The sequence below is a fragment of the Pseudomonas sp. GW821-FHT02B10 genome (genome assembly GCF_059421865.1).
On sequence record NZ_JBWKVU010000001.1, the window covers coordinates 169,095 to 188,459 of the forward strand.

Here is a 19,365-nt window from a genome sequence, read left to right on the forward strand (position 1 = left end):
GCGCCAGACCGGGGAGGTTGGGCGCCTGTCGTTACGTTATCGCGGCAAGTCGGATCGCCGCCCGCTCGCTCCTACAGAAACACTGCCTGGCTTCGGTAGGAGCGAAGCTTGCCCGCGATGCTTTTAGCGGTTTTTGAGAATCGAGCGATCCACCCTCACGGCCAGTTGCCCGGCGCCGGGTTTGGCATTGAAGGTCACATGCCCTTGCTGGTCGACGGTTGCCCGTGCGACGGGAGCGCCGTTGACCAGCAGTTCCAGGGGCGCGCCCTGCAGGGATTGGCCCGAGGCCAGTTCTAGAGTCAGATTGATAGCCATGTCGATGTCCTTATCAGGCATTGCGGTCGATGTAAGTGGTGGCGGCCTTGTCGATCGAGGCGATCAGCTCCGGCGAGCCACCGCGGAACTGGCGGAAAATGTTGCGCCCGCTGGAACCGCCGCTGGTGTCCACCGGCACATTCAGGGTCGGCTGGAAGCGCTCGCTCAGTTCGGCGTAGGCGGACCACGGGCCGATGTACGACTCGTTCAAACCGTTGGTGTAGCTGAAGGCATAACGCACGGCATTGCCGGGCAGCCAGTTGGGTTCGCTGGGTGTCTGGCTCTGCCAGCCATCGGCCTGGATGCTCGGGGCAAGCGTCGGTGCTTCCAGGTAGCCCGCCGGTTTGTTGGGCTTGTAGTCCTTGAGCAGCAGGTAGGTGCTCCAGCCCCACCAGTTGTCGATGGTCTTGGTGTCGTTCAGGTTGTTCACGTCGCTGCGTCGCAGCACCTTGTCGCCCTGCATCACGAACAGTGGTGAAAAGTTGCCGCTCTTCGCCGCGTTCAGGTCCGGCAACAGCTTCAGCGCCGTGAAGTTGCCGGGCGTCGGGGCCGCACCGCTGAGGTAGCTTTCGAAGATTTCGTCCGCCGAGCGTTGCACGGCCAACTTGACCTGCTTGCGGTTGTTGCTGTCGAGGGTGTCGAAATAACGCTTGTCGCCATAGGCATGCCAACGGTCGCCCTGGGCGTTGCTGACGTTGAGGCCGAACTTGCTGTCCTCGTCGTGCATGAAGCGGGTGATCAGCGAACCCAGGTCGCTCGGCGTGACCACTGCCGCCAGTTGCTTGCGCGGTACCCGTACATGGCCGGCGGAGAACAGGTCGGTGAGGAAGTGATCGGCGAAGGCGTTCATGGCGTAGGCCAGTTCCAACTGCTTCTCGTCGGCGTTCTTGTGCGCCAGCACCGCCTGCTGCAGGGCCGCGGTGTGCCCGGCGATATAGGCCAGCAGCGCCCACTCGCCGAAATGGTCGGCATTGTTGGCCGCCAGCTTCAGGTAGCGGCCCAGGGGGAACAGCGCCGAGGCGAAGCTGCCGCCGCCGGTGATCTTGTTCCACTCTTCGGACAACGTATCTCCCAGGGCGTCATAGGCCTCGTGAGGTTGCCTGCCGTCCTTGAGCGCCTGGTTGGCGGCGGCGATTTCCTTCTGCATTACCGCGAGAATCTGTTTCGCCTCGTCCTTGGCCGCCGGCAACACGGCGAGCGAGTTGAACGCGGCGGTAAAACGCTGCAAACGATCCACTGGCGTCGCGCCTTCGCAGATCGGCTGGTCGGGGATGCCATAGAAATCGCCGCCCAGTGCCACCACCTGGCCGTAGGTCAGGGCCAGGCCATTGGGCAGGTGCAATTCGACCTGCCAGGCTGGAACGCCGGGGGCGTCCTTGACGAAACGCAGCAGGGTGGCATCGCCGATGGCGGTGTGCTCGCCACCCTCGAAACGCAGCTGGGGCAGGGCCTTGAGGTTTTTGCCAGGGGCCGCGGGGAGAAGCCCGGGCTGGTGATACTTGATGGTGTGATGACCGTCGGCGATCAGCACCAGGTGGTCGCCATCACCGGAAATGGCAATGCCGCGTTCGCTGAAAAGGCTGTCCAGATCGGAAACGACCTGGCTTTTGTGCTGCAGCTGTTCCCGCTGCTGAGTGTGTAGACCTGACATTTCTAGCTCCTTGATATGTCATAGGTATTTCAAGAAATTAACTGTATGTATATACAGTTGATTGCGAGCATAAAGCAAAATCCTGACTCGTCAAGCAGGTATTTTTTGCCGCGTATTTTGGCGATGGCTGACGAATTGCTGTTGACGATTGTTTTTTAAGTTGTACGATGACTTACAACTTCGGCCAAGGCTGATGTGTTTTTCATCACAATGTGCGTCCCAGGGTGTTCGAATAATGAATCCACAAGAACTGAAGTCCATCCTCTCCTCCGGCCTGCTGTCTTTCCCGGTGACCGATTTCAACGCCCAGGGCGATTTCCATCGCGCGGGCTATATCAAGCGCCTGGAATGGCTGGCCCCATACGGCGCCTCGGCGCTGTTCGCGGCAGGCGGCACCGGTGAGTTTTTCTCCCTGGCGGCCAGCGAATATTCGGAAATCATCAAGACTGCGGTCGACACCTGCGCCACCAGCGTGCCGATCCTGGCCGGCGTCGGCGGCTCGACCCGCCAGGCCATTGAATACGCCCAGGAGGCCGAACGCCTGGGTGCCAAGGGCCTGTTGCTGCTGCCGCACTACCTGACCGAAGCCAGCCAGGATGGGGTCGCCGCTCATGTGGAGGCGGTGTGCAAATCGGTGAAGATCGGTGTGGTGGTCTACAACCGCAACGTCTGCCGCCTGACCGCGCCGCTGCTGGAGCGCCTGGCCGAGCGCTGTCCGAACCTGATCGGCTACAAGGACGGCCTGGGCGATATCGAGCTGATGGTGTCGATCCGTCGCCGTCTCGGCGATCGCTTCAGCTACCTGGGCGGCCTGCCGACCGCCGAAGTCTACGCCGCGGCCTACAAGGCCTTGGGCGTGCCGGTGTATTCCTCGGCAGTGTTCAACTTCATCCCGAAAACCGCGATGGATTTCTACCACGCCATTGCCCGGGAAGATCACGCCACGGTCGGCAAGATCATCGATGACTTCTTCCTGCCTTACCTGGATATCCGCAACCGCAAGGCCGGTTATGCCGTGAGCATCGTCAAGGCCGGAGCCCGCATCGTCGGCCATGACGCAGGCCCGGTGCGGGCGCCGTTGACCGACCTGTTGCCGGAAGAATATGAAGCGCTGGCGGCGTTGATCGACGCCCAGGGCGCGCAGTAATCCATCCCCGGGGCCGCTGAGCAATCAGCGGCCTTTTGCGTAAGGCTTTTGTGTAAGGAGAGGGCGCGTGGCAGAGGTAAAACGCTTCGATAACTACATCGGTGGCCAATGGCTTGCCGGTGCCGACTACTCGACCAATATCAACCCGTCCGAGTTGTCCGATGTCATTGGCGAATACGCCAAGGCCGACCTGGCTCAGGTGCATGCGGCGATCGATGCGGCGCGCGATGCATTCCCGGCCTGGTCGACTTCCGGTATCCAGGCGCGCAGCGATGCCCTGGACAAGGTCGGCAGCGAGATCCTCGCCCGCCGCGAAGAGCTCGGCACCCTGTTGGCCCGGGAGGAGGGCAAGACCCTGACCGAAGCTATCGGCGAGGTGACCCGCGCCGGCAACATCTTCAAGTTCTTTGCCGGCGAGTGCCTGCGCCTGTCGGGGGATTACCTGCCGTCGGTGCGTCCGGGGGTCAACGTCGAAGTGACCCGCGAAGCCTTGGGCGTGGTCGGCCTGATCACCCCGTGGAACTTCCCGATCGCCATCCCGGCGTGGAAGATCGCCCCGGCCCTGGCCTACGGCAACTGCGTGGTGCTCAAGCCCGCCGAGCTGGTGCCGGGCTGTGCCTGGGCCCTGGCGGAAATCATCTCCCGCGCCGGCTTCCCGGCCGGGGTGTTCAACCTGGTGATGGGCAGCGGCCGGCTGGTCGGCGATGCCCTGGTCAACAGCCCGAAAGTCGACGGCATCAGCTTCACCGGTTCCGTGGGCGTGGGCCGGCAGATCGCCGTCAGCTGCGTCTCGCGCCAGGCCAAGGTGCAACTGGAGATGGGCGGCAAGAACCCACAGATCATCCTCGACGATGCCGACCTCAAGCAGGCGGTGGAGCTGGCGGTACAAAGTGCCTTCTATTCCACCGGGCAGCGTTGCACCGCTTCCAGCCGGCTGATCGTCACTGCGGGCATCCACGACCGGTTCGTCGCGGCGATGGCCGAACGCATGGGGTCGATCAAGGTCGGCCATGCGCTGCGGGCCGGCACCGATATCGGTCCGGTGGTGTCCCAGGCGCAGCTCGAACAGGACTTGAAATACATCGATATCGGCCAGTCCGAAGGGGCGCGGCTGGTCAGCGGTGGTGGCCTGGTGACCTGCGATACCGAAGGTTATTTCCTCGCGCCGACCCTGTTCGCCGACAGCCAGGCCTCGATGCGCATCAGCCGCGAAGAGATCTTCGGCCCGGTGGCCAACGTGGTACGGGTGGCTGATTACGAGGCGGCGCTGGCCATGGCCAACGACACCGAGTTCGGCCTGTCGGCGGGCATCGCCACCACGTCGCTGAAATACGCCAACCACTTCAAGCGCCATTCCCAGGCCGGGATGGTCATGGTCAACCTGCCGACGGCCGGCGTCGATTACCACGTACCTTTTGGTGGCCGCAAAGGTTCATCCTATGGTTCCCGCGAGCAAGGTCGCTACGCGCAGGAGTTCTACACCGTGGTGAAGACTTCCTACATCGGATCCTAAGCCCCGCCGTACCCCCGCCGGCCGTTGCCTGAGGCTCGGCGGGGTCGATGAAACGCATGTTTACCCGCATAAAAATAACTAGTGGGAGTACATCCATATGCAAGCGACCAAGCCGACTCGCGTCCGCTACCTGATCCTGTTCATGCTGTTTTTGGTGACCACGATCAACTATGCCGACCGCGCCACCATCGCCATCGCGGGTTCCAGCCTGCAAAAAGACCTCGGCATCGACGCCGTCACCCTCGGTTATATCTTCTCCGCATTCGGTTGGGCTTATGTAGCGGGGCAGATCCCCGGCGGCTGGCTGCTCGACCGCTTCGGCTCGAAAAAAATCTATGCCCTGAGCATCTTCACCTGGTCGCTGTTCACCGTGCTGCAGGGTTATGTCGGTGAGTTCGGCGTCTCCACCGCGGTGGTGGCGCTGTTCATGCTGCGCTTCCTGGTGGGGCTGGCTGAGGCACCGTCCTTCCCCGGCAACGCGCGGATTGTCGCGGCCTGGTTCCCCACCGCCGAGCGCGGTACGGCTTCGGCGATCTTCAACTCGGCGCAGTATTTCGCCACGGTGCTGTTCGCCCCGCTGATGGGCTGGATCGTCTATCACTTCGGCTGGCAGCACGTGTTCATCGTGATGGGGGTGATCGGCATCGTCTTCTCGCTGGTCTGGCTCAAGGTGATCTACAGCCCGCGCCAGCACCCGCTGATCAACGAGGCCGAGTTCAAGCACATCGCCGACAACGGCGGCATGGTCGACATGGACCAGGACGGCAAAGGCAAGCGCAGCGACGGCCCGAAATGGGACTACCTGCGCCAGTTGCTGACCAACCGCATGATGCTCGGCGTGTACCTGGGCCAGTACTGCATCAACGGCATCACTTACTTCTTCCTGACCTGGTTCCCGGTGTACCTGGTGCAGGAGCGTGGCATGACCATTCTCAAGGCTGGCTTCATCGCCTCCTTGCCGGCCATCTGCGGCTTTATCGGTGGGGTGCTGGGCGGGGTGATTTCCGACTACCTGCTACGCAAGGGGCATTCCCTGACCTTCGCCCGCAAGGCGCCGATCATCGCCGGCCTGCTGGTCTCCAGCAGCATCGTGGCCTGCAACTATGTGGACATCGAATGGATGGTGGTGGGCTTCATGGCCCTGGCGTTCTTCGGCAAAGGCGTGGGCGCGCTCGGCTGGGCGGTGGTGTCCGACACTTCGCCGAAGCAGATCGCCGGCTTGAGCGGCGGCCTGTTCAACACCTTCGGCAACCTGGCGTCGATCACCACGCCGATCGTCATCGGCTACATCATCAGTTCCACCGGCTCGTTCAAATGGGCGTTGGTGTTCGTCGGCTGCAACGCGCTGCTGGCAGTGTTCAGCTACCTGGTGATCGTCGGTCCGATCAAGCGCGTGGTGCTCAAGGATCCACCGAGCAACGGCCCCGAGCTGAGCCAACTTTCCCAAGCGCATTCCTGAAGGGGCGGCGTCATGCAGTTGATTGAACATTCCGATTCGCCGCGCTACATCCGCCTGCACGAGCGGGACAACGTGGTGGTTGTGGTCAATGACCAGGGCGTACCGGCAGGCACGGCGTTCGCCGACGGCCTGGTGACCCTGGACTTCGTCCCCCAGAGCCACAAGGTGGCGCTGGAGGATATCGCCGAAGGTGGCCCGGTGATCCGCTACGGCCAGACTATCGGTTATGCCTTGCAGCCGATCCTGCGCGGCAGCTGGGTCAGGGAAGAGCAGTTGCGCATGCCCAGCGCGCCGCCGCTGGACAGCCTGCCGCTGTCCACCGAGGTGCCGGCGGCCCAGGCGCCCCTGGAGGGTTTCACCTTCGAGGGTTATCGCAATGCCGACGGCACGGTCGGCACGCGCAACATTCTGGGGATCACCACCACCGTGCAATGCGTGGCCGGGGTGCTCGATCATGCGGTCAAGCGCATCAAGGACGAACTGCTGCCCAGGTATCCCCATGTCGACGATGTGGTGGCGCTGACCCACAGCTATGGCTGCGGCGTGGCGATCACCGCCACCGATGCCTATATCCCGATCCGCACTGTGCGCAACCTGGCGCGCAACCCGAACCTGGGGGGCGAAGCCCTGGTGATCAGCCTGGGCTGCGAGAAGTTGCAGGCCGGGCAGGTGATGCACGAAGGCGACAGCTCGGTGGACCTCAGCGAGCCCTGGCTGTACCGCCTGCAGGACGCCAGCCACGGTTTTACCGAGATGATCGAGCAGATCATGCAGTTGGCCGAAGTGCGTTTGCAGAAGCTCGACCAGCGGCGCCGGGAAACCGTGCCGGCCTCGGAGCTGGTCCTTGGTATGCAATGTGGTGGCAGTGATGCCTTTTCCGGAATCACCGCCAACCCGGCCCTGGGCTATGCCTCGGACCTGTTGCTGCGGGCCGGCGCGACAGTGATGTTTTCCGAAGTCACCGAGGTGCGCGATGCCATCTACCTGCTGACTTCCCGCGCCGAATCCACAGAAGTGGCCCGGGAGCTGGTGCGCGAGATGGACTGGTACGACCGCTACCTGGCCAAGGGCGAGGCCGACCGCAGCGCCAATACCACGCCGGGCAACAAGAAGGGCGGGTTGTCGAACATCGTCGAGAAGTCCCTGGGGTCCATCGTCAAGTCCGGCAGCAGTGCGATCAATGGCGTGCTGGGGCCGGGCGAGCGCTTTACCCGCAAGGGCCTGATCTTCTGCGCGACGCCGGCCAGCGACTTTGTCTGCGGCACCTTGCAGCTGGCGGCGGGGATGAACCTGCATGTGTTCACCACCGGGCGTGGCACGCCTTACGGGCTGGCGATGGCGCCGGTGGTCAAGGTCTCGACCCGCTCCGAACTGGCCCAGCGCTGGCCGGACCTGATCGACATCGACGCCGGGCGCATCGCCACCGGGCGGGCGAGTATCGAAGAGCTGGGCTGGGAGCTGTTCCACTTCTACCTGGACGTGGCCAGTGGCAGGCAGCAGACCTGGGCCGAACGGCACAAGCTGCACAACGACATCACCTTGTTCAATCCGGCGCCGATCACCTGAGCCGTAATGGCTGCTGCAGGAGGCGATATTCAGCGTGGCTGAGTACGCCAGCGCCCCTTCGGGTCGATCGCAGCCTGCGGCAGCGGCTACCCGGATTGCGACCTGCCAATCAACCGAGCCCGACACAAACCCTGTAGCCGCTGCCGCAGGCTGCGATCGACCGCGTCGCGGGCGTGGCCTTTGATGGCCGCGAGCGCCTGCGGCCCGATGGATCTGCTTATGGTTAGGGCAAATCCATCGGGCTTAAGCGCGCGGGCTGGCTTATCATTAGCCGCCTAACGACAGGTTCAAGGTTGACCCGGCATGCTGGCCATTTTTCTCGAAACGCTGAATATCACCGCGCCGGTATTCACCATGTTGTTTCTCGGTGTGCTGCTCAAGCGCATCGGCTGGATCAACGACGGTTTTATCCACACAGCGTCGGCCCTGGTGTTCAACGTCACCATGCCGGCGCTGCTGTTTCTCGGGATTCTCCATGCCGACCTGCATTCGGCGCTCAAGCCCGGGCTGCTGATCTATTTCGCCGTGGCCACCCTGGCCAGCTTTGCCTTCGCCTGGGGCTGGGCGATCTGGCGCTGCCCGCGGGAAGACCGCGGCATCTACACCCAGGGCGCCTTTCGCGGCAACAACGGGGTCATCGGCCTGGCGCTCGCGGCCAGCATGTATGGCGACTACGGTATCTCCCTCGGGGCGATTCTCGCGGCGCTGGTGATCCTGTTCTACAACACCCTGTCGACCATCGTCCTGGCGGTGTACAGCCCGGTGATCAAGTCCGATCCGTGGAGCATCTGCAAAAGCGTGGTCAGCAACCCGTTGATCATCAGCGTCCTGGCGGCAGCGCCTTTCGCCGTGTTCCAGATCGGCCTGCCGACCTGGCTGGAGACGTCTGGCCAGTACCTGGCGCAGATGACCCTGCCGCTGGCCTTGATCTGCATTGGTGGCACCTTGTCCCTGGCGGCGCTGCGCGAGAGCGGCGACCTGGCCTTGAGTTCGAGCCTGGTGAAAATGGTCGGCCTGCCGATCCTAGCCACCCTGGGGGCCTGGCTCTGCGGATTCCGCGGGGCGGAACTGGGGATTCTGTTCCTGTATTTCGGCAGCCCGACCGCGGCGGCGAGTTTTGTCATGGCCCGGGCGGCCAATGGCAATCATCAGCTGGCGGCGGCAATCATCGTCATCACCACGCTGATGGCGGCGGTGACCACCAATATCGGGATCTTTCTGCTGCAGTGGGGCGGGTGGATCTGATCGGGGTTCTGTAGGAGCGAGCGGGCGGCGATCCGACTTGCCCGCGATAGCGACCCGCCTGACACACCACCATCGCGGGCAATCGAGCGTCGACCGGCCGCTCCTGCAAGGGAATCATTCCGCTTTCTGGTAAGTGTCGATCACTTCCTGGGCGGCGCGGAACGCGTCGATCGCCGCCGGTACGCCGGCATACACCGCGCAATGCAGCAGCGCCTCGCGAATCTCTTCCACGGTGCAGCCGTTATTCAGGGCGCCGCGGACATGACCCTTGAGTTCCTGCGGGCACTTGAGCGCGGTCAGGGCGGCGAGGGTGATCAGGCTGCGGGTTTTCAGCGGCAGGCCTTCGCGGTTCCAGACGCTGCCCCAGGCATGTTCGTTGACGAAATCCTGCAGTGGCTGGCTGAACTCGGTGGCATTGCCCAGGGCGCGATCGACGAAGGCGTCGCCCATCACCTGGCGGCGCATTTCCACGCCCTGCTTTTTATTCTCGGTCATTGCGCTTCCCCTTTTTTATGTTGGCGGCGCCAGGCCCGCAGCGAACTGAACAGCAGGAACGCCACCAGCACTGGCAGGACAAAAAACAGCATCAAGTCTTCCAGCTTGCCGGCCAGCGGCATGCCGGTGGTGAAAGACACCACGTGCAGCCCATAGGCCAGGTACAGGCCGAGAAACAGCAGGCCTTCGGCGCGGGTGACCCGATAACCCGAATAGAACACCGGCAGGCACAGCACCGCGACGCCAAGCATTACCGGCAGGTCGAAGTCCACGGCATTGGGCGATACCGACAAGGGCGTCGGCGCCACCAGGGCGGTGAAACCCAGGACCCCCAGCAGATTGAACAGGTTGCTGCCGATGACGTTGCCCACGGCAATGTCGCGCTGGCCACGCAAGGCCGCGATCAGCGAGGTGGCCAGGGCCGGCAGAGAGGTGCCGACGGCGACTATGGTCAGGCCGATGATGCGCTCGGACAGCCCCAGGTCGGTGGCGACTTCCACCGCCGCCTCGACCAGCAGATGGCCGGCGAACACCAGCAGGAGCAGGCCGCCGATCATCCACAGCAGGCTGCTCAGCCAGTGCGCGCGGGGTGCGTCGGAACCTTGCTGGGACTGTGGGCGCGCCGAGTGCCGCGACTGGCGCAGCAGTAATCCCAGGTAGAGGATCAGGGTCGCCAGCAGGATCAGGCCGTCGAGGGGCGTCAGTTCTTTGTTGTAGGCCAGGGCGAACACCAGCAGGCTGGCGAGGATCATCAACGGGATATCCAGCCGCACCAGCTGGCGCGATACCCGCAGCGGAATGATCAGGGCGGACAGGCCGAGGGTCACCAGGATGTTGAAGATGCCGCTGCCGATCACACTGCCGACGGCGATATCGGTGTTTTCCGCCAGGGTGGCTTGCAGGCTGACGGCCATCTGCGGGGCGCTGCTGCCGAAGGCGACGATGCTCAGGCCGATGATCAGTGCCCGTACACGCAGGCGGGCGGCGAGGCGGACCGCGCCGCGTACCAGCAATTCGGCGCCGGCGACCAGCAGGACCAGGCCGCTGAACAATTGAAGGACGCTGAGCAGCGGTAAATCGGTTAATCCGAAAATGATCAGGGCTCCGTGGGTCAGTCGCTGATGGCTTGCACGCGCACCTTGGCGGTGCCGCTTCTGATCATACCCAACTGTTGCGCGGCGGCACGCGACAAATCGATCAGGCGGCCACGGGTATGCGGGCCGCGGTCGTTGATCCGGACCACGACGCTCTTGTCGTTATTGAGGTTGGTGACTTTGACCCGGGTGCCGAATGGCAGCTCGCGGTGCGCGGCGGTCATGCCGTGCTGGTTGAAGGGTTCGCCGCTGGCGGTGCGTTTGCCATGGTGCTTGGCGCCGTAATAGGAAGCGACGCCGGTCTTGTCGTAACCCCGCGGGTCGATGACATGACTGGCGCAGCCGGCCAGGAGTGAGAAAAGGGCCAGGCAGCCCAGCAAGCGTTTCATCAATACGGGACCCCAGATACAAGAGTAGGAGCGAGCGTGCTCGCGATAGCGTCCTGTCTGAGACAACGCAATCGCGAGCACGCTCGCTCCTACAGGGGCGGAATATTCGAACTCCGCCATCAACACTGCAGTCAGCCTTCGAGTTTGCTTTTCAGCAATTCGTTCACTTGCTGCGGGTTGGCCTTGCCTTTGGAAGCCTTCATCGCCTGGCCGACGAAGAAGCCGAACATCTTGCCGCGCTTGGCTTCATCGGCGGCGCGATACTGTTCGACCTGCTCGGCGTTGGCCGCCAGCATTTCGTCAAGCACGGCGGAGATGGCGCCGGTGTCGGTGACCTGCTTGAGGCCGCGCTTGTCGATGATTTCGTCGGCGCTGCCTTCGCCATTGGCCATGGCTTCGAACACGGTCTTGGCGATCTTGCCGGAGATGGTGTTGTCCTTGATCCGCAGCAGCATGCCGCCCAGCTGTTCGGCCGAGACCGGCGCCTCGTCGATTTCCAGGCCCTGCTTGTTCAGCAGGCTGCCCAACTCGACCATGACCCAGTTGGCGGCGAGCTTGGCATCACCGGCGATGCTCGCGACCTTCTCGAAGTAGTCCGCCTGTTCGCGGCTGGTGGCCAGCACGCTGGCGTCGTAGACCGACAGGCCGAACTGCGCCTGGAAGCGCTCGCGTTTCTGCGGTGGCAGCTCGGGCAGGGTGGCGCGTACCTGGTCGAGGAACGAGTCCTCGATGACCACTGGCAGCAGGTCCGGGTCGGGGAAGTAACGGTAGTCGTTGGCTTCTTCCTTGCTGCGCATCGGACGGGTCTCGTCCTTGTTCGGGTCGTACAGGCGGGTCTGCTGGATCACCTTGCCGCCGTCCTCGATCAGTTCGATCTGACGCTGGACTTCCGAGTTGATGGCTTTCTCGATGAAGCGGAACGAGTTGACGTTCTTGATCTCGCAGCGAGTGCCGAACTCGGCCTGGCCTTTGGGGCGTACCGAGACGTTGCAGTCGCAACGCAGGGAGCCTTCGGCCATGTTGCCGTCGCAGATTCCCAGGTAGCGCACCAGGGCGTGGATCGACTTGACGTAGGCCACGGCTTCCTTGGCGCTGCGCATGTCCGGCTCGGAAACGATTTCCAGCAGCGGGGTGCCGGCGCGGTTCAGGTCGATGCCGCTGGCGCCGTTGAACTCTTCGTGCAGGCTCTTGCCAGCGTCTTCTTCCAGGTGCGCGCGGGTGATGCCGACGCGTTTGACCGTGCCGTCTTCCAGCGGGATGTCCAGGTGGCCCTTGCCGACGATCGGCAGTTCCATCTGGCTGATCTGATAGCCCTTGGGCAGGTCGGGGTAGAAGTAGTTCTTGCGGGCGAACACGTTGTGCTGGCCGATCTCGGCGTCGATGGCCAGGCCGAACATGACCGCCATGCGCACTGCTTCCTGGTTCAGCACCGGCAGTACGCCGGGCATGCCCAGGTCCACCAGGCTGGCCTGGGTGTTGGGCTCGGCACCGAAGGCGGTGGAGCTACCGGAGAAAATCTTCGATTTGGTGGTGAGCTGGGTGTGAATCTCCAGCCCGATCACGACTTCCCATTGCATGTGTTTCTCCTCAGAAGCCGGTTGGTGTGCGGGTGTGCCAGTCAGTGTTCAACTGATACTGGTGGGCAACGTTCAACAGACGGCCTTCCTGGAAATACGGGGCGAGCAGTTGCACGCCGACCGGCAAGCCGTCGACGAAGCCGGCGGGCATGGACAAGCCCGGCAGACCCGCGAGGTTGGCGGTGATGGTGTAAACGTCTTCCAGATACGCAGCGACCGGGTCGCTGCTCTTGTCGCCGATTTTCCAGGCCGGGTTCGGCGTGGTCGGGCCAAGGATGATGTCGACTTCATTAAAGGCAGCCATGAAGTCGTTCTTGATCAGGCGACGGATCTTCTGCGCCTTCAGGTAGTAGGCGTCGTAGTAACCGGCCGACAGGGCATAGGCACCGACCATGATCCGGCGCTGCACTTCGCTGCCGAAACCTTCGCCACGGGAGCGCTTGTACAGGTCTTCCAGGTTTGCCGGGTTCTCGCAGCGGTAGCCGAAGCGCACACCGTCGAAACGCGACAGGTTGGAGGAGGCTTCCGCCGGCGCGATCACGTAGTACGCCGGGATGGCGTGCTGCATGTTCGGCAGGCTGATTTCCTTGATCACGGCGCCGAGCTTTTCCAGCTCCTTGACGCTGTTGTGGATCAGCTCGGCGATGCGTGGGTCGAGGCCGGCGCTGAAGTATTCCTTGGGTACGCCGATGCGCAGGCCCTGCAGCGAGCCGTTGAGGCTGGCGCTGTAGTCCGGTACCGGTTCGTCGATGCTGGTGGAGTCCTGCGGGTCGAAGCCGGCCATGCCTTGCAGCAGGATCGCGCAGTCCTCGGCGGTGCGCGCCAGAGGGCCGCCCTGATCGAGGCTGGAGGCGTAGGCGATCATGCCCCAGCGCGAAACGCGACCATAGGTCGGTTTCAGGCCGGTGAGGTTGGTCAATGCAGCCGGCTGGCGGATCGAGCCGCCGGTGTCGGTGCCGGTGGCGGCAGGCAGCAGGCGCGCAGCGACCGCGGCCGCCGAACCGCCGGACGAACCGCCCGGAACGCGTTCCAGGTTCCACGGGTTTTTCGCCGCGCCGTAATAGCTGGTCTCGTTGCCCGAGCCCATGGCGAATTCGTCCATGTTGGTCTTGCCCAGGGTCACGGTCCCGGCGGCGGCCAGCTTGGCGACCACGGTGGCGTCGTAGGGCGCCTTGAAATTGTCGAGCATCTTCGAGCCGCAGCTGGTGCGGATGCCCTGGGTGCAGAACAGGTCCTTGTGGGCGATCGGCGCGCCGAGCAGGGCGCCGCTCTCACCGTTCGCGCGACGGGCGTCAGCGGCCTTGGCCTGCTGCAGCGCGAGATCTTCGGTGAGGCTGATGAAGCTGTTGAGCTGCGGGTCGAGCTGGGTGATGCGCGCCAGCAGGGTCTTGGTCAGCTCTTCGGAGGAAAACTTCTTGTCGGCGAGTCCGCGGGCGATCTCGGCCAGGGTCATGTGATGCATTGCAGGCTCTTTCCCTTTAGTCGATGACTTTCGGAACCAGGTACAGGCCGTTTTCGACCGCTGGTGCGATGGACTGATAGGCCTCGCGATGATTGGACTCGGTCACAACGTCTGCGCGCAGGCGCTGGCTGGCTTCCAGCGGGTGGGCCAGGGGCTCGATACCGTCGGTATCGACTGCCTGCATTGCATCCACCAGCCCGAGAATGCTGTTCAGGTCGCAGGTGATATGTGGAAGATCGGCTTCATTGAGGCCAAGGCTGGCCAGATGAGCGATTTTTTCCACGTCGGAGCGTTCAAGCGCCATGGGATTCTCCAGTGGAAAACAGAACGGATCTCGTCCGTGTGTTAGATTGTCGGAACACTACCGCATTTCTACGGTCATAAGGCCGCGATTGTGGGGGTTGGTGCACAGAAAAGCGGTCAATTTAACATATTGGCGCCTTGCCCAAAATCCCTGTCGTTGTTAGAGTTTGCCGCACTTTTTTACCCACGCGTTGCCTAGGGTCCCTTTCCCATGTTCAAGAAACTGCGTGGCATGTTTTCCAGCGATCTTTCCATTGACCTGGGCACTGCCAACACCCTTATTTACGTGCGCGAGCGCGGTATTGTCCTGAATGAACCATCGGTTGTGGCCATTCGGACCCACGGTAATCAGAAAAGTGTCGTGGCTGTCGGTACCGAAGCCAAGCGCATGCTCGGTCGTACTCCGGGCAACATTGCTGCCATTCGTCCGATGAAGGACGGCGTGATCGCCGACTTCAGTGTCTGCGAAAAGATGCTGCAATACTTTATCAACAAGGTTCACGAAAACAGTTTTCTGCAGCCCAGCCCTCGTGTGCTGATCTGCGTTCCATGCAAGTCCACCCAGGTCGAGCGTCGTGCCATCCGTGAATCGGCCCTCGGTGCCGGTGCCCGTGAAGTGTTCCTGATCGAAGAGCCGATGGCGGCCGCGATCGGTGCCGGCCTGCCGGTCGAAGAAGCCCGCGGTTCGATGGTCGTGGATATCGGTGGCGGTACCACCGAGATTGCCCTGATTTCCCTGAACGGTGTGGTTTACGCCGAATCCGTACGTGTCGGCGGCGACCGTTTCGACGAAGCGATCATCACCTACGTGCGTCGCAACTACGGCAGCCTGATCGGCGAATCCACCGCCGAGCGCATCAAGCAGGAAATCGGTACTGCCTACCCGGGTGGCGAAGTCCGTGAAGTCGACGTTCGTGGCCGTAACCTGGCCGAAGGCGTGCCACGCGCATTCACCCTGAACTCCAATGAAGTGCTGGAAGCTCTGCAAGAGTCCCTGGCAACCATCGTTCAGGCCGTGAAAAGCGCGCTGGAGCAATCGCCTCCGGAACTGGCTTCGGACATCGCCGAGCGCGGTCTGGTGCTGACCGGTGGTGGCGCCCTGCTGCGTGACCTGGACAAGTTGCTGGCCCAGGAAACCGGTCTGCCGGTGATCGTCGCCGAAGACCCGCTGACCTGCGTAGCCCGCGGCGGTGGCCGTGCATTGGAAATGATGGACAAACACACCATGGACCTGCTCTCCAGCGAATAATCGCGCCGGGTGCATCCATGTGTTCCGCTCGCAGGCAGCACTTTGCAGTGCTGCCTGTTGGCGTTTATCTTCTGTCATTCTGCTCCAGGCCGGTTTGAAGCCGTATGAATAAAGAGAACATTTGCCTGGGAGGAGCGGCTTATTAAACCGCTTTTCGCCAAAGGCCCCTCATTGGGCGTACGCCTGTTGGTGCTGGTCGTGCTATCGGTCGCGCTGATGGTGGTCGATGCCCGCTTCACACTGCTCAAGCCAGTGCGTAGCCAAATGTCGCTGGTGCTGATGCAGTCCTACTGGATCACCGACCTGCCACAACGGCTATGGCAGGGTGTGGCCAGCCAGTTTGGCAGCCGCACCGAACTGGTCGCCGAAAACGAAAAACTCAAGACCGAAAACCTGTTGCTCCAGGGCCGCATGCAAAAGCTCGCCGCCTTGACCGAGCAGAACGTTCGCCTGCGCGAGTTGCTCAACTCCTCCGCGCTGGTCAACGAGAAGGTCGAAGTGGCCGAGCTGATCGGCATGGACCCCAACCCCTTCACTCATCGCATCATCATCAACAAGGGTGAGCGCGACGGCGTGGTGCTCGGGCAACCGGTACTCGATGCCCGTGGCCTGATGGGGCAGGTGGTCGAGCTGATGCCTTACACCTCTCGCGTGCTGCTGCTCACCGACACCACTCACAGCATTCCTGTCCAGGTGAACCGCAACGGTCTGCGGGCGATTGCCAGCGGTACCGGCAATCCGGAACGCCTTGAGTTGCGTCATGTGGCCGACACCGCGGACATCAAGGAAGGCGACCTGCTGGTCAGTTCCGGCCTGGGCCAGCGTTTCCCGGCGGGTTACCCGGTGGCGACGGTCAAGGAAGTGATCCATGACTCCGGCCAGCCGTTTGCCATCGTGCGCGCCGTGCCGACGGCCGCCTTGAACCGCAGCCGTTACCTGTTGCTGGTGTTCAGCGATAACCGCACCGCCGAAGAGCGTGCCAACGATGCCGCCCAGGCTCAGGAAGCGCAGGACCAGCAGGGCGGCACCGCCACGCCGGTGGTCCCGGCGACCGTGCCCAAGCCTGTCGTGCCCACGACGCCGGCCACCGCGACCGCTCCTGCCGCACCGGCCGCTGCACCCGCGACGCCAGCCGCCACGACGCCGGTCAAACCCGTGGCCCATCCGGCTCCGGTCAAGCCTGCCGCCACCAGACCCGCCGCGCCCAAGCCGCCTGCAGCGGCCCCGGCCCCCACGGGAGGAAGAGAATAATGTCCCGAAACGGCTGGATGGTCTGGCTGACCTTCGCCATCGGCATGCTGCTTAGCGTGTCGCCTTTGCCACAATTCATGGAAATCCTGCGCCCACTCTGGCTGGCCTTGCTGCTGGCGTTCTGGGCCCTGGCCCTGCCACATAAAGTCGGCATGGTCACGGCCTGGTGCCTGGGGCTGGCCGAGGATGTGCTGTACGGCACGTTGCTGGGGCAGAACGCGCTGATCCTGACCCTGATCACCTTCCTGGTGCTGTCGTTGCAACAGCGCTTGCGCATGTTCCCGATGTGGCAGCAAAGCCTGGTGATCCTGGTGATTTTCGGCCTGGCGCAACTGGTCCAGCTGTGGCTCAGCGCCTTGACCGGCAACCGTCAACCGACCCTTGCACTGGTGCTGCCGGCATTGGTCAGTGCCTTGCTCTGGCCTTGGGTCAGCTTCGGTTTGCGCGGGTTGCGCCGACGTTTCAAAATCAACTGATTCGGTCAGGCATTTGCCCGTACCTCGACAGGGAGATGTCTTGATGAAATCGCTTTACCTCGCCTCAGGCTCGCCGCGTCGACGGGAACTGCTCACGCAGATCGGCGTGTCTTTTACCGCCATCAGCGCGGATATCGATGAAACCCCTCTCCCTGATGAAAACCCAGCGGCCTATGTCGAGCGCCTGGCGCGCGACAAGGCGGCGGCCGGGTATGCGCTGATCGCCGATGGCCAGTCTGCGGCCTGTGTCCTGGGCGCCGACACCGCGGTGGTCCTTGATGGGCAGATCCTGGGCAAACCGCTGGACCAGGCCGATGCGCAGTCGATGCTCATGGCCCTGTCGGGGCGCGAACATGAAGTGCTGACCGCCATTGCCGTGCTCGATGGCCAGCGCTGCGAGTCGCGGGTGGTCCGCAGCCTGGTGCGCTTCCGGGCGATCGGCGATGACGAGGCGGCCCGCTACTGGGCCAGCGGCGAGCCCCGCGACAAGGCTGGCGGCTATGGCATCCAGGGGCTTGCGGCGGTATTCGTGGCAGGGCTCAATGGCAGTTATTCCGCTGTCGTCGGCTTGCCGGTATGCGAAACCGCAGAATTACTTGACCATTTCGGCATACCCTGTTGGCAAAACCTTGCAGTGCGCTAAGCGCCGTACCTACCGATGCGGCCATCCATAGTGAATATGCCTGAACGAGACCCTGCCATGAGTGAAGAGATTCTGATCAACATCACGCCGATGGAGTCGCGCGTGGCGGTGGTCGAAAACGGTGTGCTGCAAGAAGTCCATGTCGAGCGGACCCAGCGTCGCGGGATTGTCGGCAATATCTATAAAGGCAAGGTGGTCCGGGTTCTGCCCGGCATGCAGGCGGCGTTCGTCGATATCGGCCTGGATCGCGCGGCATTCATTCATGCCTCGGAAATCTCCCTGCGCGAAGGGCCGGCGGTGGAAAGCATCGGCGCCCTGGTCCATGAAGGGCAGAGCCTGGTGGTGCAGGTGACCAAGGACCCGATCGGCTCCAAGGGCGCGCGCCTGACCACCCAGCTGTCGATCCCTTCGCGCTACCTGGTGTACATGCCGCGCACCGCCCATGTCGGCATCTCTTTGAAGATCGAGGACGAAGCCGAGCGCGAGCGCCTGAAACAGGTGGTCAGCGATTGCGTGGCCCAGGAAGGCATCAAGGAAGCCGGTGGTTTCATCCTGCGTACCGCCGCCGAGGGCGCGGGCGCCGACGAAATCATGATGGACATCCGTTACCTGCGCCGCTTGTGGGATCAGATCGGCGCGCAGATCAAGACCATCGGCGCCCCCAGTGTCATTTACGAAGACCTGGGCCTGGCCCTGCGTACCCTGCGTGACCTGGTCAGCCCGAAGATCGAGAAGATCCGCATCGATTCCCGGGAAACCTTCCAGAAAACCACGCAGTTCGTCGCCGAACTGATGCCGGAAATCGCCGATCGCCTGGAACACTATCCGGGCGAGCGACCGATCTTCGACCTGTATGGCGTCGAAGACGAAATCCAGAAAGCCCTGGAACGCAAGGTACCGCTCAAGTCCGGCGGTTACCTGGTGGTCGACCCGGCGGAAGCCATGAGCACCATCGACGTCAACACCGGTGCTTTCGTCGGTCACCGCAACCTCGAAGAAACCATCTTCAAGACCAATCTCGAAGCGGCGACCGCTATTGCCCGCCAGCTGCGCCTGCGCAACCTGGGCGGGATCATCATCATCGACTTCATCGACATGGAAGATGAAGAACACCAGCGCCAGGTGCTGCGCACTCTGGAAAAACAGCTGGAGCGCGATCACGCCAAGACCAACATCATTGGCATTACCGAGTTGGGCCTGGTGCAGATGACCCGCAAGCGTACCCGGGAAAGTCTTGAGCAGGTGCTCTGCGAGCCCTGCAGCAGCTGCCAGGGCCGCGGCAAGCTGAAAACCCCGGAAACCATCTGCTACGAAATCTTCCGGGAAATCCTGCGTGAGGCGCGGGCCTATCAGGCCGAAGGTTATCGGGTCCTGGCGAACCAGAAAGTGGTCGACCGGCTGCTCGACGAAGAGTCGGGCAACGTCGCGGAGCTGGAGGCCTTTATCGGCCGGACCATCCGTTTTCAGGTCGAAACCATGTATTCCCAGGAACAATACGACGTGGTGCTGCTCTGAGTCCGCGTACCCTAC

The 19,365-nt window shown here is 62.8% G+C and carries 18 protein-coding genes; 10 read left to right on the top strand and 8 right to left on the bottom strand.

The window, feature by feature from the left end:
• Positions 1–123 precede the first annotated feature (123 nt).
• Positions 124–315, bottom strand: coding sequence for a hypothetical protein (locus tag AC07VU_RS00720; RefSeq protein ID WP_009042169.1), 192 nt, complete (start codon positions 313–315; stop codon positions 124–126).
• A 13-nt stretch (positions 316–328) separates the two neighbouring features.
• Positions 329–1,966 (bottom strand): phospholipase, encoded by a 1,638-nt coding sequence (locus tag AC07VU_RS00725; RefSeq protein ID WP_274305542.1) that lies wholly within the window; start codon positions 1,964–1,966, stop codon positions 329–331.
• Positions 1,967–2,201: 235 nt separating this feature from the next.
• Between AC07VU_RS00725 and kdgD the strand changes: the two genes are divergently transcribed.
• The 5 genes from kdgD to AC07VU_RS00750 all read left to right on the top strand — a co-directional run bounded on the left by kdgD (position 2,202) and on the right by AC07VU_RS00750 (position 8,896).
• Entirely contained in the window at positions 2,202–3,113 is a 912-nt protein-coding gene (gene kdgD / locus AC07VU_RS00730) for a 5-dehydro-4-deoxyglucarate dehydratase (protein ID WP_009046979.1), read from the top strand.
• Between the two features lie 67 nt (positions 3,114–3,180).
• A complete protein-coding gene (locus tag AC07VU_RS00735) occupies positions 3,181–4,626 on the top strand; it encodes an aldehyde dehydrogenase family protein (protein WP_274305543.1) in 1,446 nt (481 codons plus the stop codon).
• Positions 4,627–4,723: 97 nt separating this feature from the next.
• Positions 4,724–6,085 (top strand): MFS transporter, encoded by a 1,362-nt coding sequence (locus AC07VU_RS00740; RefSeq protein WP_274305544.1) that lies wholly within the window; start codon positions 4,724–4,726, stop codon positions 6,083–6,085.
• A gap of 12 nt (positions 6,086–6,097) precedes the next feature.
• On the top strand, positions 6,098–7,651 hold the full coding sequence (gene garD / locus AC07VU_RS00745; protein ID WP_274305545.1) for a galactarate dehydratase: 1,554 nt from the start codon (positions 6,098–6,100) through the stop codon (positions 7,649–7,651).
• Between the two features lie 303 nt (positions 7,652–7,954).
• Complete coding sequence (locus tag AC07VU_RS00750) at positions 7,955–8,896, top strand: AEC family transporter (protein WP_274305546.1); 942 nt, start codon at positions 7,955–7,957, stop codon at positions 8,894–8,896.
• Between the two features lie 114 nt (positions 8,897–9,010).
• Here AC07VU_RS00750 and AC07VU_RS00755 read toward each other — a convergent pair whose 3' ends face one another.
• The 6 genes from AC07VU_RS00755 to gatC all read right to left on the bottom strand — a co-directional run bounded on the left by AC07VU_RS00755 (position 9,011) and on the right by gatC (position 14,217).
• A complete protein-coding gene (locus AC07VU_RS00755) occupies positions 9,011–9,391 on the bottom strand; it encodes a carboxymuconolactone decarboxylase family protein (RefSeq protein WP_097305610.1) in 381 nt (126 codons plus the stop codon).
• Complete coding sequence (locus tag AC07VU_RS00760) at positions 9,388–10,461, bottom strand: calcium/sodium antiporter (protein WP_495029534.1); 1,074 nt, start codon at positions 10,459–10,461, stop codon at positions 9,388–9,390. Before AC07VU_RS00760 ends, AC07VU_RS00755 begins: the two co-directional genes overlap by 4 nt.
• 41 nt (positions 10,462–10,502) lie before the next feature.
• On the bottom strand, positions 10,503–10,874 hold the full coding sequence (locus tag AC07VU_RS00765) for a septal ring lytic transglycosylase RlpA family protein (protein WP_037035547.1): 372 nt from the start codon (positions 10,872–10,874) through the stop codon (positions 10,503–10,505).
• Between the two features lie 131 nt (positions 10,875–11,005).
• Positions 11,006–12,451, bottom strand: coding sequence for an Asp-tRNA(Asn)/Glu-tRNA(Gln) amidotransferase subunit GatB (gene gatB, locus AC07VU_RS00770; RefSeq protein ID WP_087091251.1), 1,446 nt, complete (start codon positions 12,449–12,451; stop codon positions 11,006–11,008).
• Between the two features lie 10 nt (positions 12,452–12,461).
• A complete protein-coding gene (gatA, locus tag AC07VU_RS00775) occupies positions 12,462–13,913 on the bottom strand; it encodes an Asp-tRNA(Asn)/Glu-tRNA(Gln) amidotransferase subunit GatA (protein ID WP_007929915.1) in 1,452 nt (483 codons plus the stop codon).
• Positions 13,914–13,929: 16 nt separating this feature from the next.
• Entirely contained in the window at positions 13,930–14,217 is a 288-nt protein-coding gene (gatC, locus tag AC07VU_RS00780) for an Asp-tRNA(Asn)/Glu-tRNA(Gln) amidotransferase subunit GatC (RefSeq protein WP_007929913.1), read from the bottom strand.
• Positions 14,218–14,427: 210 nt separating this feature from the next.
• Between gatC and mreB the strand changes: the two genes are divergently transcribed.
• From mreB to rng, 5 genes are all read left to right on the top strand, one after another.
• Positions 14,428–15,465 carry a rod shape-determining protein MreB gene (gene mreB / locus AC07VU_RS00785; RefSeq protein WP_002555108.1) on the top strand — a complete coding sequence of 346 codons (1,038 nt, stop codon included), beginning with the start codon at positions 14,428–14,430 and terminating at the stop codon, positions 15,463–15,465.
• Between the two features lie 189 nt (positions 15,466–15,654).
• Complete coding sequence (gene mreC / locus AC07VU_RS00790) at positions 15,655–16,716, top strand: rod shape-determining protein MreC (RefSeq protein ID WP_420801068.1); 1,062 nt, start codon at positions 15,655–15,657, stop codon at positions 16,714–16,716.
• Positions 16,716–17,192 (top strand): rod shape-determining protein MreD, encoded by a 477-nt coding sequence (gene mreD / locus AC07VU_RS00795; protein WP_009042183.1) that lies wholly within the window; start codon positions 16,716–16,718, stop codon positions 17,190–17,192. Before mreC ends, mreD begins: the two co-directional genes overlap by 1 nt.
• 43 nt (positions 17,193–17,235) lie before the next feature.
• Entirely contained in the window at positions 17,236–17,835 is a 600-nt protein-coding gene (locus tag AC07VU_RS00800; protein ID WP_277587874.1) for a Maf family protein, read from the top strand.
• 57 nt (positions 17,836–17,892) lie between these two features.
• Complete coding sequence (gene rng, locus AC07VU_RS00805; protein ID WP_007929907.1) at positions 17,893–19,350, top strand: ribonuclease G; 1,458 nt, start codon at positions 17,893–17,895, stop codon at positions 19,348–19,350.
• Positions 19,351–19,365: the final 15 nt, after the last annotated feature.